At 46.2% G+C, this 13,628-nt stretch carries 15 protein-coding genes and 1 pseudogene; 8 read left to right on the top strand and 8 right to left on the bottom strand.

All coding sequences use genetic code 11. The features are described 5' to 3' along the window. Positions 1-20: 20 nt before the first annotated feature. Complete coding sequence (locus Q365_RS0102800; RefSeq protein ID WP_028021914.1) at positions 21-1,739, top strand: RluA family pseudouridine synthase; 1,719 nt, start codon at positions 21-23, stop codon at positions 1,737-1,739. Between the two features lie 54 nt (positions 1,740-1,793). On the opposite strand, the gene Q365_RS0102795 is transcribed toward Q365_RS0102800, so the two are convergent. Continuing rightward, positions 1,794-2,360, bottom strand: a complete 567-nt coding sequence (locus Q365_RS0102795) for a TetR/AcrR family transcriptional regulator (protein WP_028021913.1) — start codon at positions 2,358-2,360, stop codon at positions 1,794-1,796. A gap of 142 nt (positions 2,361-2,502) precedes the next feature. On the opposite strand from Q365_RS0102795, the gene Q365_RS0102790 reads away from it, so the two are divergent. Then, a complete protein-coding gene (locus tag Q365_RS0102790; protein ID WP_028021912.1) occupies positions 2,503-2,958 on the top strand; it encodes a cupin domain-containing protein in 456 nt (151 codons plus the stop codon). Positions 2,959-3,085: 127 nt separating this feature from the next. On the opposite strand, the gene Q365_RS0102785 is transcribed toward Q365_RS0102790, so the two are convergent. Then, positions 3,086-3,418: a rhodanese-like domain-containing protein gene (locus tag Q365_RS0102785; RefSeq protein WP_245621496.1), complete on the bottom strand. Its 333-nt coding sequence runs from the start codon at positions 3,416-3,418 to the stop codon at positions 3,086-3,088. 202 nt (positions 3,419-3,620) lie between these two features. Next, positions 3,621-4,511, bottom strand: coding sequence for a LysR family transcriptional regulator (locus tag Q365_RS0102780; protein ID WP_028021910.1), 891 nt, complete (start codon positions 4,509-4,511; stop codon positions 3,621-3,623). Between the two features lie 126 nt (positions 4,512-4,637). On the opposite strand from Q365_RS0102780, the gene Q365_RS0102775 reads away from it, so the two are divergent. The 3 genes from Q365_RS0102775 (at position 4,638) to Q365_RS0102765 (ending at position 7,428) form a co-directional block, all read left to right on the top strand. Beyond that, entirely contained in the window at positions 4,638-5,567 is a 930-nt protein-coding gene (locus tag Q365_RS0102775; RefSeq protein ID WP_028021909.1) for an NADP-dependent oxidoreductase, read from the top strand. A gap of 545 nt (positions 5,568-6,112) precedes the next feature. Next, on the top strand, positions 6,113-6,907 hold the full coding sequence (locus Q365_RS25315) for a hypothetical protein (protein WP_051563719.1): 795 nt from the start codon (positions 6,113-6,115) through the stop codon (positions 6,905-6,907). A gap of 53 nt (positions 6,908-6,960) precedes the next feature. After that, the gene (locus Q365_RS0102765; protein ID WP_155858976.1) at positions 6,961-7,428 is read left to right on the top strand and encodes a hypothetical protein; all 468 of its coding nucleotides are present in this window, start codon (positions 6,961-6,963) and stop codon (positions 7,426-7,428) included. A 143-nt stretch (positions 7,429-7,571) separates the two neighbouring features. On the opposite strand, the gene Q365_RS0102760 is transcribed toward Q365_RS0102765, so the two are convergent. Further along, the gene (locus Q365_RS0102760; RefSeq protein ID WP_028021907.1) at positions 7,572-8,000 is read right to left on the bottom strand and encodes a hypothetical protein; all 429 of its coding nucleotides are present in this window, start codon (positions 7,998-8,000) and stop codon (positions 7,572-7,574) included. Between the two features lie 92 nt (positions 8,001-8,092). Between Q365_RS0102760 and Q365_RS0102755 the strand changes: the two genes are divergently transcribed. Next, positions 8,093-8,527 (top strand): Rrf2 family transcriptional regulator, encoded by a 435-nt coding sequence (locus Q365_RS0102755; protein ID WP_162176365.1) that lies wholly within the window; start codon positions 8,093-8,095, stop codon positions 8,525-8,527. Positions 8,528-8,712: 185 nt separating this feature from the next. On the opposite strand, the gene Q365_RS0102750 is transcribed toward Q365_RS0102755, so the two are convergent. From Q365_RS0102750 to Q365_RS0102740, 3 genes are all read right to left on the bottom strand, one after another. Further along, a complete protein-coding gene (locus Q365_RS0102750; RefSeq protein WP_028021905.1) occupies positions 8,713-9,030 on the bottom strand; it encodes a heavy metal-binding domain-containing protein in 318 nt (105 codons plus the stop codon). A gap of 449 nt (positions 9,031-9,479) precedes the next feature. Further along, on the bottom strand, positions 9,480-10,493 hold the full coding sequence (locus Q365_RS0102745; protein WP_028021904.1) for an alpha/beta hydrolase family protein: 1,014 nt from the start codon (positions 10,491-10,493) through the stop codon (positions 9,480-9,482). Positions 10,494-10,864: 371 nt separating this feature from the next. Beyond that, a complete protein-coding gene (locus tag Q365_RS0102740) occupies positions 10,865-12,448 on the bottom strand; it encodes an alkaline phosphatase D family protein (protein WP_028021903.1) in 1,584 nt (527 codons plus the stop codon). A gap of 222 nt (positions 12,449-12,670) precedes the next feature. Between Q365_RS0102740 and Q365_RS27095 the strand changes: the two are divergent. Together Q365_RS27095 and Q365_RS26625 are read left to right on the top strand one after the other, a co-directional pair. Beyond that, positions 12,671-12,751 (top strand): annotated as a pseudogene (locus Q365_RS27095) (Mobile element protein); the annotation flags it as partial. A 13-nt stretch (positions 12,752-12,764) separates the two neighbouring features. Next, positions 12,765-12,905 carry a hypothetical protein gene (locus tag Q365_RS26625; RefSeq protein WP_155858975.1) on the top strand — a complete coding sequence of 47 codons (141 nt, stop codon included), beginning with the start codon at positions 12,765-12,767 and terminating at the stop codon, positions 12,903-12,905. Between the two features lie 30 nt (positions 12,906-12,935). Here Q365_RS26625 and Q365_RS0102730 read toward each other — a convergent pair whose 3' ends face one another. Further along, positions 12,936-13,625 carry a DUF1826 domain-containing protein gene (locus Q365_RS0102730; RefSeq protein ID WP_028021902.1) on the bottom strand — a complete coding sequence of 230 codons (690 nt, stop codon included), beginning with the start codon at positions 13,623-13,625 and terminating at the stop codon, positions 12,936-12,938. Positions 13,626-13,628 lie beyond the last annotated feature (3 nt).

Raw genomic sequence — 13,628 nt, 5'->3', positions numbered from 1 at the left:
GTTGCTGATAGACTTTTACCATGCACACAGACGCATTGTTCACACCAGACGGGCTGTTTACCCGCTTTAACGCCAATATCGACCACCTCGAATTGCCGAGCGCGTTTACCTTCCCATTTTACTATCAGCCACACCCGCTTTGTGTGCGTGCTGCACAAGAGCTGCAGCAACACCTTGCCACGCAAACCGATTGGCAGCATGACTTTGGGCTTAACAGTGAGCACGAACTGGATGGCGCAAATGCGGCAGAAGGCACAGGTAAAATGTTCGGCGTCTTGCTCGTGCGTTCTCCAAGCGCGGAGCTTGGTTATTTCAGCGCGTTCTCAGGCAAAATTGCTGATCAAAACATCCTGCCGAATTTCGTACCGCCTGTGTTTGATATGCTGGCCGAAGAGTGTTTCTTCCAAACTGAATTGGAAGCGATCACCGCCCTTAACACGCAAGTCACTGCACTTTCTGCCAACCCTCAAATAGCGCACCTGAGTGGCCAAATAGCGCAATACCAAGCCGACTACAAAACGCTAGAGCAACAGCAACGACAAGCCATGATTGAAGGACGCGCCGAGCGTAAGCAGCAGCGTCAGCATGCTGAAACCCACTTAACGGGCGAGGCGTTGAAAGTCGCGCTAGACCTGCTTGCCAAGCAAAGTGTTGCTGAAAAAAACGACCTCAAATACCTCAAGATGGCATGGGACGAAAAAATCGACGCCCTTCACTCTGAGTTAACTGCCCTAACCGCCGCCATTGACGATGCGAAGCAGCAACGTAAAACCTTGTCGAACGCGCTGCAAAACAAACTGTTTGAGCAATATTGCTTCCTCAATGCGAACGGTGACGAAAAATCCCTCAAAGCGATTTTTGCCCCAACCGCCAGCCCAACGCCGCCTGCAGGTGCAGGGGAATGCGCCGCGCCTAAGCTGCTGCATTATGCCTACAAGCACGGATTTACCCCGCTCGCGATGGCAGAGTTTTGGTGGGGTGTTTCGCCGAAATCAGAAGTGCGTCAGCATAAAAAGTTCTACCCATCGTGCCACGGTAAGTGCAACCCCATTCTTGGGCACATGCTGGAAGGGTTAACGGTTGATCCAAACCCGCTCGAAACCAACTGGGCAGAAGATAAAGCGTTAGAGGTGGTTTATCAGGACGACGCCATCATCGTCGTGAACAAGCCATCAGGCCTGCTTTCCGTGCCGGGAAAAACCATTAAGGATTCGGCCTACACCCGTGTGATTGCCATGCTGCCAGAGGTTGAAGAGATCTTTGTTCTGCATCGATTAGACATGGCGACATCCGGCTTGTTGGTGTTCGCCCTTACTCGACGCGCAAACAAAAACCTACAAAAGCAGTTCATTACTCGTGGTGTTGAGAAGCGCTATGTCGCGATGGTAGAAGGGGTTGTTGAACAATCTAGCGGTGAGATTAACCTGCCGATGCGCGGCGATCCTGACGACAGGCCACGCCAATTGGTTTGCTTTGAACATGGCAAACCCGCGACCACGTATTGGCAGCTTATTCATGCCGAACACGGTCGCAGTAAGCTTTACATGCACCCCAAAACAGGCCGCACCCATCAGCTACGCGTGCACTGCGCGCACCATTTAGGCTTGAACATGCCGATGGTCGGTGACGGATTATATGGCGAACCCGACAAGCGTCTTCACCTGCATGCCGAACAGCTTTCGTTTGATCACCCTTACACCCATCAACGCATGACGTTTGATGCTGAGTGTGAGTTTTAAGGCGCGAATAAGACACTCGCCTCTAACGCCACTGGCTGCTCTCGTGCCTCGCTTTTACTTGAGTAATTGCGGGGCTTTGGAAATACAGGCGGCAAGAAGTTCGTTAATGGTTTCTTTGTCATTCAATGCGCGAGACACCACCACACCGCCAATCAACAACGCCGCCAATGACAAGGCGCTTTGGCGATCAGTGATACTTCCATCAGTTTTGCTTTCGAATATATCGATCATGCCCTTAAATACTTCGGTATAAGCATCTTTGGTCTCGCCATTTTGATTGGACGTATCGGTTGCAAATGCCGCGAGCGGACAGGGGGAGAACTTTTGCTCAACATGGTCATGACTGAGATAAGTACTCACTATTTTATCAACGCTCAAAGTGCCTTCTGACCGTCTAAGGATCTCTGCCAGCGGGCTATCTTCCGTCGCTGCATATACCGCTTCCTTGTAGAGTTCTTGCTTGGACTCAAAATGCGCATAAAACGCTCCATGCGTGAGTTTGGCATCTTTCATTACATCTCCCAGTGAGACGCGGTTAAAACCTCTCTGCGCAAAAAGCGTCACTGCACTTTTTAAAATCTTCCTTCTCGTTTCCTGTTTTCTCGCTTCAGGCCAAGGCATGGTAACTCCAAAATATTATGTTGAACATATAGTCAATCTTCTTAATCTACCCACAGAAAAGAGAGAAAACAATGCAGGGTTTCTTTCTCGTGAAAAACAGTTCCAATTTATATTTCAGATGGTTAAACGAAGGATCGACATAATGAACAATCTAAAAACACTATCAAAAGGACGTAACCATTGCGCTATCTCAACCGGTAGCTTAGACAGCATTGACCAGTTCACCTTTGCGCATGAAGCAGTGCCATTTAAGATTGAAGGTAAGGTATTTGTCAGCGAAGCACTGGGGATGTCTGGCGGGATTCTTTCACTCAATAAGCTCGCACCGCATGCATCTATGCCTTTTCATCATACTCACGTTGAACATGAAGAAATTTACATCTTTATGGGCGGTAAAGGAGAGGTCATGGTCGACGATGATCGCTTTGAGGTTAAACCAGGCTCAGTGGTACGCGTTTCGCCTGAAGGTGTTCGCTGTTGGCGCAACCTCAGTGATGAGCCGCTCTACTATGCTGTTCTACAAGTTAAAGAAGGGGAAGGTGTCATTGAAACGACCATTGAAGATGGAAGAGGTGTAAACCGCCCTGTCGAATGGTAGCGACAAATAAACGCTTTGTGGATGGACGCACTCAGGCGTTCATCCATATGTGGGTGTGTCCATCAGAAGAGCAGCAAAACAAGGTTCATTGGAGGTTCCGTTGAACGCCAACTCACAGATCACCTAATCATTCGTCAAGCAAACCGCGCTGGGCTCTCGCGTCTTCAATGCCACCCGCGTTAAATACATTCTGGTAGCCTTCAGCTTTGAGCGCTTTCATTGCTTTTCCAGAACGAACGCCACTGAGGCAATATAGACGAATTTCTTGGTTTTTATCGGGGTAAAGCGCCGTCACTTCGTTAACGATATCGGTATGAGAAAACCTGATGTCACCCGGAATGTGATCGAAAAAGTGTTCGGCTGCGCTTCGGGTATCAATCCATACCGCTTCTGCATGCACGACCCCACTGAGTAGCATCGCCACCAATCCAATCACAATCTGTTTTGTCTTCACAAACATCATCCTTTCGCTTCCTATGCCGACACGCACACCTAAGGTATTTTGTATCATTTCTTCACCACTGTACGCTACCCTCTCCCATTTCGCAGAATGCGCTTTGAGTTTCAACTCACAGCAACTTTACTCAAGTGACAGCCACAACCCATTCTATCAACCCACTGTCACATTCAATTAGATCCTGTTTTCGCTTCAAAATAAGGCCTCAACATCCTCCCATATGGCGTTGAAACCATTCTTGGAAAAAGGCGATAAATTTATGGGTTTTAACTGGCGTAAAAGCCCGTTCAGGGTAAACCGCACTGATGTCGATACTTGATGGATGGCAGTGCGGAAGTAATGTCACCAAGTCAGGATTAGAGTTTTTAAAGTAAGCAGGAAGAAAGGCAATCCCCTCGCCCGTTTCAACTAACTGACGCACAAAGTATGTGCTATTCACGCGCACTTTCTTGGGTATGGTCACCTTGTCTATCCCGTCATCATGTTTGAAGGTGAAAACCGAATTCTTAACGTAAGTATGACCGATGAATCTGTGGGAAGAGAGTTCCGAAGGATGCTTGGGTTCGCCGTATTTTTCGATGTAACTTTTTGAAACCAATAAGTGTGTTGTCATCTCTCCGATATTTTTTCGAATTAGCGAAGAATCAGGCATTTGTGTGCTTGCTCGAATGCAAAGATCAAAGCCCTCTTCCACCAAATCAACAACACGATCGTCGATAAGAATATCCAAATCCACATCGGGGTAAAGCTGCATAAATTCGGTACAACACGCCGCGGTATTTTTCTCGCCAAGAATACTCGAAAAGCTAATTCGTAGCCGGCCGGAAGGCGCGCCTCTCAATTCGGTCAGGTTCGACTCTGCGACAGAAATATGCTCAAGGATTTGCTTACATTGCGTTAAATACTCCTCCCCTACTTGCGTCAAACTGATCGAGCGTGTGGTTCGTTGAAGAAGACGAACACCCAGTTCACTTTCCAAGTAAGCGATCTGCTTGCTAATAAAAGACGGCGACACGCCAAAATCCGCAGCGGTTCGGGAGAAGTTCCCCGCTTCAGTAACGCGCACAAAAGTTCGCATGGCTTCTAACTTGTCCATTCATCTGTTCCAATTTGGAATAATTGTTTCCACATTATCCCTATTTTTTATCTCATTTGGAAAAAATATAGTTATCCCATCAAAACGATAACGACGCATTCACAGATGATTAGGAAGGGTAATAATATGAAAGCGCTACGAATTTCAGACTATGGTCAAATTTCAACAGAATCAGTAAACCGTCCAGTGCCGAGTAAAGGCGAGGTTTTAGTGAAAGTCGCCGCAGCAGGCATCAACCCTGTGGATTGGAAAATAGCTAGCGGGGATTTGGCGGTGCTAGTGAACCAAGCCCTGCCTTTAACGCTAGGTTGGGATCTGTCGGGTGACGTTGTTGAACTGGGTGAAGAAGTATCCGAATTTAACATCGGTGACCGTGTATTTGCCATGCCAGTGATTGGCTATGATGGTGCCTTTGCTGAATATTGCGTGGTGAATGTAAACAATCTGGCGAAAGCCCCCAGCTCTGTTGATAACACCGTCGCTGCTGCTTATCCCTTGGTCAGCTTGACGAGTTGGCAGGCTCTATTTAACGCAGGTCAACTTGAAGCAGGCCAACGTGTGCTTATTCATGCTGGCGCGGGCGGTGTTGGGCACATTGCCATTCAATTGGCGAAAGCCAAAGGTGCAGAGGTGATTACGACAACGTCTGCTGCAAATGCAGAGTTCGTATCGAGCCTTGGTGCAGATCAAATCATTGATTACACCGAAGCGGATTTTGAAGAGGTTCTTGCTAGCGCAAAAGTGGACGTGGTGTTTGATACCTTGGGCGGCGACGCTCAGCGCAAGTCTCTCAATATATTAAAGCGTGGCGGTAAGCTCGTTTCTATCACGGGTATCTCACCGGAAATTGAAGCCGAAGCAAAAGCCCTCGGTGTATCTGCAGAATTCGTATTTGTTCAGGCCAATGGTGAACAGTTGCGACAGATCGCAGAGTTAGTGGATGCAGGTCAATTGACCGTGACAGTAGCGCAGACCTTTACTCTAGAGGACGTACCTACGGCTTTTGAAATCAGCGCTCAAGGTCGCGTTCGCGGCAAGTTAGTGATGAAAATCTAGTCATCACATCGAACATTCTAGGGTGCTCATTCGAACACCCTATTTTCATACCAGTCCGAAATACCCAGATAACCCGATATTCATTGCGTATCACTTTCGTAATTATATGACCTAGGCAACGATTCGATTCAGCTTATCCGGTGGAAAAAATACCGAACATCATGCTGGAATGCTTCTTGTATCGGTAAATTCATAGCCTTATTTCCGAGGTTATCACAAAGGAATTTTTTTCAAATTGCAAATAATATGCTTTTTGAGAAACAAAATAGTAAACGATACATACCTTAAGGGCATATCGATGAATAATGGTTTTAAATTGATTTTATCGTCAGGTTTTCTTCTCATATCCACCTATACCTACGCTGTACCCGATGCAGTATGTGGAAATGGAAAGCATGTTGGAAACCCTCACTGTGCATCTTCTTCTTCTGCACCAATGGGAGAGTTCTCATCTGGGATTTTGGGGGCAGCATTATTATTTTCCGCAGCTGGGATAGGCTTATACATGAGAAAACGGGCACTACGTCTCGACGAGAAATAAGTCGATGCATACTAAGCAGGAGCAAAAAACAGAACAAGGTGTATTTAATTACACCTTATTCTTCTTGCTCGCATTATTAGCAAGTATCAACGGGTTAACAGGTGGCTTTATTTCTTGGTCGCAAGGGCTAAGCTCAATTCCTATTAATCCGGTTCTTCTATTAGCATTCTTCTCAATCATCTACTTGCACTTCTCAAACCGTGACTCGCAAACGAATCTGATCATACCTTGCTGTATTCTTGCTATATTCTCGATAATCCCCAGCTCTTTAGCCGCTTGGGTTGGTTTGCTACTAGCAATAATCACATATCGAATTCAAACAGGGGAGTTCAAAGAAGAACTGGCAATTCTCTTTATGCTGGCGTTGAGTTTCATCTGGCAAAACTGTCTATTCAAAGTATCCAGTAATATGATACTTAACGCCGAAACTTGGATTATAGGTAAATTTCTTTCTCCCTTTTACACAGATCTCTATGTCGATAAGAATCATCTCATGCTTAGCGATGGTCACAATCTTTCTATTGGAATTGGTTGTTCGGTTTTTTCTAATTTCTCTTTTGTTCTTCTCGGTTGGATGTGCATTTACTTCCTCATAGGTTACAAAAAACTGAACATCAAGTGGATATTTCTCATGTTTATCACCCTCGCCTTTATGAATATCATGAGAATTGGAATTATGTCTATCGACTATCCTACCTATGTTTTTGTTCACGATGGGTGGGGGGCGATTGTTTATAACTTTCTTCTTTTAGCCATTTCTGCATCACCTCTGGTGATATCATTCCAACGAACGGGGTAAATACAATGAGGTGCCACATCACCACTTTTGCCATTATTATCTTGGTTGCCTGTATGAGCCTGTCGTTTAAAGTGATTCGCTACTCGCTAGAACTGACAGAGTCAAAACACCAACTCTTCGAAAGACAATTTCTAGCTAATGTGGCAGACGATGGTTGGGAGTTGAAAATGAAAACGCCGCTTAATACCAACGAAAGTAGCTTCATCTACCAAATTGAACGACTACATTGCCCAGAAAATTTGTTGGTCAGTATTCTAGGAAAAGACGCAAGCGACAAATATCTACTATCTCAATACATGGGAAGCGAAGATATTGTTTTCCTTTTAGACGGTGAGCGGGTTGATACTCTCTTCACCGCTAGATTCTACGCCGCGACCACCCTAGCAAACCTAAAGAGACTTCTGGATGAATCACAGCCTATGCCCCTGGCCCTTTCTATATATGGACCTATCGACAACAAACATTGCCAACTGTTTGCACAGAAAGCCTTTTCAACACAGAGCGTCCGCATGAATGGTTAGGATTTAACCATTGACGTCAAAAGAACTGAATCACTATCTGACTTTCCATCACTTCCTATTTCAACTGATACGTTAGAGAGGAATGGAGAATGAGAGAGAAACAATGCGACCGGTGATGACCGATCGCACGCTTAAAAAGGCTGTTAGTTGTTTCGTCGAAAGTAGGCGAGGAAGCTTAGAACAATGGCTAGCGATGACACTATCGTCATGACTGTACCCGGCACAAAATTCACAAAACCACCTAAGTCTAGGAACATAAAGTAGCCCAAGTCAGCTAAACCACCCACCAATGCTGATATGAAAATTGCCGTCACATTGCCACGCCAAATAAATATGCCGCCAATAATGGTTACAACACCAAACCATGCTAAATTCCAACCATGCTGGTTAATAATTGCCCCCGCTGCGGCAGGATACTCCGCCAGAAGCAAATTGGGGTCTACCCCATCAGCAACGGCCTGCACGGCCATCGCCGCGTCATTACTCATCACAATAGTACCCGCGAGCGTATGTACTAAACCCCATATCACCCATAAAACCGCAGATACCTTTAACATTCCCGATGTATTCACACCTCACTCCTTTAATGTGTCGATTTCAAATTAACACTAAAAAGGTTACAATTAGAAATCACATAATGCAACTGATTAGGTTACATTTAATTATGAACATTGATTTTGCCATTGGACTACACATCGTCGGCTACCTCGCATCAACTGAAGATAGGCTAGTGTCATCTACCATTTTGGCGAAGAGCTTTGGTACAAGCCCTGTGGTACTGAGACGCGTACTCGTTCGGCTGAACAACTCCCAACTGGTTGAAACTAAAAGAGGTGCTAGCGGAGGCAGTAAGTTGGCGCGCCCTCCATCAGAGATCAATTTGCGAGAAGTTTATGAGTCTGCATGCCAAAAAGTAGAGGTGTTTGCACGACACCCAGAGGGAGCAGAGCCGATTTCAAACATACTGGGAGGGTATATAAATGAATTCTACGCAAGTGCAGAAAATTCAATGCTGAATCATTTAGCGTCGATCAGTGTTGCAGATATGGACGCAACGGTTAGACCTCAAATTATGGCAGCAGTCAGGTGTGGGGAATAGCGACTCAAAACGTGTCTCTGCCGGTGTGCCTGCATTGCTTTTGGACAGAAGTCATTTAGAACCAATGATACAGGATGCTCGTTTCGAATACGTTGAGTTTCGGGAAATGCTCATGCCATGGTGATGAAAGGGTATTGTTCAACACCCGAATAAAGTGCCGGCTACGCGACACTTATTCTTATTTGTTATGTTCGTAACTTCACTGCTGTTCCGAAAGCCATAATTTCAGATGAGCCATCCTTTATGGCACTCGTAGAGAACCGAATACCTACTACCGCATCAGCACCTAAGTCAGTCGCTTCAGAAACTAGCCGCTGAATAGCTTTGTCCCTAGCCTCTGAAAGCATTTCCGTATAGCCTTTTAATTCTCCACCAACAATGCTTTTTAAACCAGCCATAATGTCTCTACCAACATGCTTTGTTTGGACAACACTTCCAGTTACAACACCCAGAATATCCTCAATCTCACGATTTGGAATACTTTCTGTAGTAGTAAAAATCATAATTTTCCCTCTAGAGCATAACGTTGTGATTACAGGAGCTAACCAAACCACCCAAAATCGCTTTAGTCCTTTGTATGGCTTTCCACCCTAAACGGTGAAGAGCCACTTATATACATGAAAAAACTCAGTTAAGATTACAATAACTATGTAAAAAAATGTCTACATTACTGCGTTAAAATTAAGATTGGCTGACTTTGGGGCATGAACGTGCCAGAACTGATCGGCCTGACACGGGTTTGGACACAAATAATCTAGAGCCAAAAGCTAACTTGCTTGTGGGGACAACCTTGCCGTTGCTAACCCATTATTTATTTGATGATTATCCGTATTGTGCTTAAAAACGTAGCTGATTTTTAGGTCGAGACTAGCCAGAAAAACGTGAAAACTCACTTCGCGCTTTGCTTGTTTAAGCAGACAATGCGGAAGAGAGTACCGCTTTTTGGCTATTCTTATGACTTTGTTAACTGAGCCAGAATGACATCCAAAATTTGCTGGTGGCTATCCTTTACGGAAACCTCGTCACGCCCCTGACAAAGTGCTTCTTCCCCTTCTGATGCGAGAATTTTAATGCCACGCTCAGTGCATTCTGCGAACGCACTAAACTGAGTCGCACTGGGTATATCTTGAAGTGTTACATTGGGAAGAGCAACAAGTGGTTCGGCAGGGGTCAGTGCGGGATGTAGCCCAGCAGAGAGCGTCACCACGGTGATGGCATTGTTCATCAAGGTCAGCGTTTCAGGGACAAAGGTTTTAGTTAGCTCAGGGTTAATAACGACCACCGATTTCAGTTTGTTTTCAGACTGAAATCGGTGGAATTTTTGATCTGGGATTTTGGTAACGTCAACGTTATTTTCACGTAACCAATGACAGTCTATATTGGTGCCGTCTTCACACGATGTTCGGTATTTTTCCGGACTTATTTGCGCGCCGGAGAGCATCAGCATTGACGTGCCACCTAGAAAAAAGCCGACACCCTGTACCTCACCAGTATCCACTCCTTCGGACAGTATTCCGACCGAACTCAATGCTTTCAGCCCAAGCACCAAATCACTGGTTCTGAATGTGATTTCATCGACGGCCATTTCTGCATTGATTTCGTTCGGTGCTGGAGGCTTAGGTATAATAACGACATAACCTTGTTGCGCCAGGCTTGAGGCTATCCAACCACTGTGGGAAAACGCTGACCGTGTTCCGCCCTGCGACAAAAGCACAGCGGGAAATTTGCCACGGGCTAAAGGGGCGTCTAACTGTGTTTCGACGGGTTTAAAAATGTTGCCCTTTCCAAACGTGAAGTTGTTTTTTTCGTTCGTCGTGGGATACCAGTAATAGACTTCTACAGGTTTGTTTCTGTCCTCACTGAATACCGTTTTGACTGTTAGCGCAGAATGGTATTTCGACTCCTTGGCACTGACACTGACACACAATGCAGCAAGCAGAAACGACATAATTATCTTAGTTTTCATTTTGCCCTCAGCCAATCCAGACATTATTCTGCACGGTATCTGGAAAAATAACGCGCACGCGATTCTCAATATATTTTGCGAAACATAGCAATAAAGTTACTCGGAATCGAGTAACCCAAAGTAAATGTTTGCTGTGAACTGCGCCAGCACGCTCTTGGACAGAAGTGACGTGGATTCGGAGATCTAGGCCATTGGCTTCGAATAAACTAAACTGAGACTACACTGAATGCCATTGCCTATTCATGGCAAAAGTCTTGATGTCTTAAAGTGTCTTTCCAAGCAATCGGTTTTCCTTTTGATGCAATCACCGAAGCTAAGTTTTAGTCGCTAACGCGCAAACAGCCCTCCCATAAACAGGAGGGCTGTTTTCATTACGCGGGTTTCTTCGGTGTCAGCGTCTTGGTGTATAAACTGCTGCCAACCAGATCTTTCAACGTCACCTTCATTTCTTCCGATTCACCATCAATATCCACTTGTCCGAAGAACTGTAAGCCCGCTGATGGTGGCAGATTGATTTGTCCGCCTTCCGGATGCTTGCTGAACAAGACTTGCGGACCAAAGGTATTATCCATGTCACTCGGGCCGAAGGTGCCTGCATGGAGCGGACCAGAGACAAACTCGTAGAAGGGTTCGAAGTCCTGGAACTGCGCTTTGTTTGGATCATAATAATGCGCAGCCGTGTAGTGAACATCTGCGGTCAGCCAAACCACATTTTCAATCTTGTTCTGCTTGATGAAACGCAGCAACTCAACCATTTCGAGTTCACGCCCTTTGGGCTGTCCATTGCCGTTTGCCATGTTTTCAAAGGTCGATTTGGTCTTCCAGTCATCATAGACAATCATGCCAATTGGCATGTCTGAAGCAACAACCTTCCACGTGGCTTTTGACGCCAGCAGTTGTTGCTTGAGCCAAAGGATTTGCTTGCTGCCAAAGAAAGCAGTATCTGCGTTCTGTTCGGTTTGATTATTCGCCCCGTTATCTCCGCGATAGCTGCGCATATCAATCGCAAATACATCCAGCAGTGGGCCGTAATGAAATTTACGGTAAATACGTTGAGGATCCGTGTCGGTACTGCGAATCGGGTTCATTTCAAAGAAAGCACGACGCGCTCGGGCAGAGAGCAAGGCTACGCTCTGTTCGTTCTGATAACGCTCATCGTTTAGCACTTCTGCCGGATACCAATTGTTCACGGTTTCGTGGTCATCCCATTGTACAATCATCGGCACTTCATTGTTAAAGGCACGAACGTTCTTGTCCATCATGTTGTAGGAGAAATTCCCGCGAAATTCCTGAAGCGTCTCCGCCACTTTGGCTTTTTCTGGCGTGACAATGTTCTTCCACACATCGCCGCTCTTGAGGGTGACTTCTTCTTTCAGCGGGCCATCCGCATAAATGGTATCGCCACAATGAATGAAGAAATCCGGTGCAGTCTGACGCATGGTTTCATAAATGCGCATTCCGCCCCACTCTTCGTTGATCCCCCAGCCTTGCCCTGCAGTATCGCCCGACCAAAGGAACCGGATGTTAGAAGCCACTGCCGGTGGCGTATTAAACGAACCCACCACGGGCTCGCCCCAGCTTTGCCAATCTTCTAACGACTGGTAGCGAACACGGTAAAAGACTTTCTGGCCTGGTGCCAAACCGTTAATTGCCAGTTTGCTGGAAAACCCAGTTTCGCCCAGTGCATTAGGGCCCTGTAAAGTCATGTGCCTGCTGAAATCTTCGTGATAGGAAACATCAACCCACATCTGGGCAGGTACTTTGGACGAAGACCAAAGCATAGCTTCACCTTGTGTCACGTCACCACTTGCCACGCCGTAAGGTGTGCCTGGTCTTTTGCTGTCTCCACGCGCAAATGCCGGAGCGATACCACCGAGCATCAACGTGCCGGAAGCAGCCGCTGAACCTGCAATAAAACGACGTCTGTTGATTCCATTTTTTGATTGTTCTGACATTGCGTTCATCCTTTTCGAAACTGAAAGAAGCCAGCGCAAAGTCAACGGACCTTAAGCTGACCGAAGAAGCTTTACAGTGGAAAAAGACAAGATAGTGATCGCCAGTTTTCTTCTACATGACGTTAATGAGACAAAGACAGAGCATTGGTTTATTTTCAATGTGTTAGTTAGATATCTTACTTCTGAAACGAAAGGGGTTTCGGTACTTTCTTGTCATCCGGAATCATCAATCAACATATTGTCACTGAACCCAACCGAGAAGATGAATGCACGGTGCATTTCATGGAAGGACGTTTTAAAAGTTAGGCGCTGTTGGATGAATTGGCCTTGGCGGCTGCATTGGGCGGCGTGTTTGTTCTCTATCTGGTTTGGCGAAAACCGCTTGATCGCCGATAACGAAAAACAGCCCCATGTGGGGCTGTCTGCGTTAGGCATGAGCTTAGCAGTCACGGCCTAAGACTCTCTGGCTCAAATCCTACCTCTTCCATCAATCCGCAAAATCGAGCGTTAAAAGCAGTCGGCATTGGTCAGGATCATGCGCGGGGGATCGGTGTACAAGACCTGCTTCTTCGTTTCCTTCCCAGCTTTCCCCTTTGAGTAAGGCGACGTCAAAACAATTGAGCTGACGGATTTCTGCCTCACTGTTGTACAAGCCTGATTCGCTGTCCAGTTTACCGTCGCTTCCTCTTCCTAGCTTGGATTGGTCGGCAACATTGTGGGGCAGCCATTCTGTCGCAACGTTTTGATACGTGGTGACCAAACGACAAGGGACTTTATCGGTGTGAAAACGCGGACACATGGCTTTATCAATCACCGTTAACCGCAAGCCTGCACGTTTGAGATCAAACAAACAGCAGAACATGTTAACCAGTAGCTCGATGTCATTGATCAGTGATTGATGCACCACCAGATCGAGAGATTCTTCTAGGCTTTCGCGCACATTGTCTGGTGTGACGTTCATGGAAGCTTGGTAATGGGGCTTCTCTTTGATCAACGCGCTGACAGCGTTTCGAACTGTCATTGGGAGTTCTCTCTCCCAAATCGCGATGTTTGTGTCATCACGGTAGATGTCACCTAGCACAGTGGGATGCGAACCTATCGCTTCTGTGCGCGTAACAGCCTCAGCAGGGTAAGGGCCGATGGTGTCAGTTTGAGAAAGAGAAGTATCAGAATACATGTG

Source organism: Enterovibrio calviensis DSM 14347, assembly GCF_000621165.1.
In the GTDB taxonomy this organism is placed as follows: Bacteria; Pseudomonadota; Gammaproteobacteria; order Enterobacterales; family Vibrionaceae; genus Enterovibrio; species Enterovibrio calviensis.
This window is presented reverse-complemented; position numbering and strand designations above follow the sequence as displayed.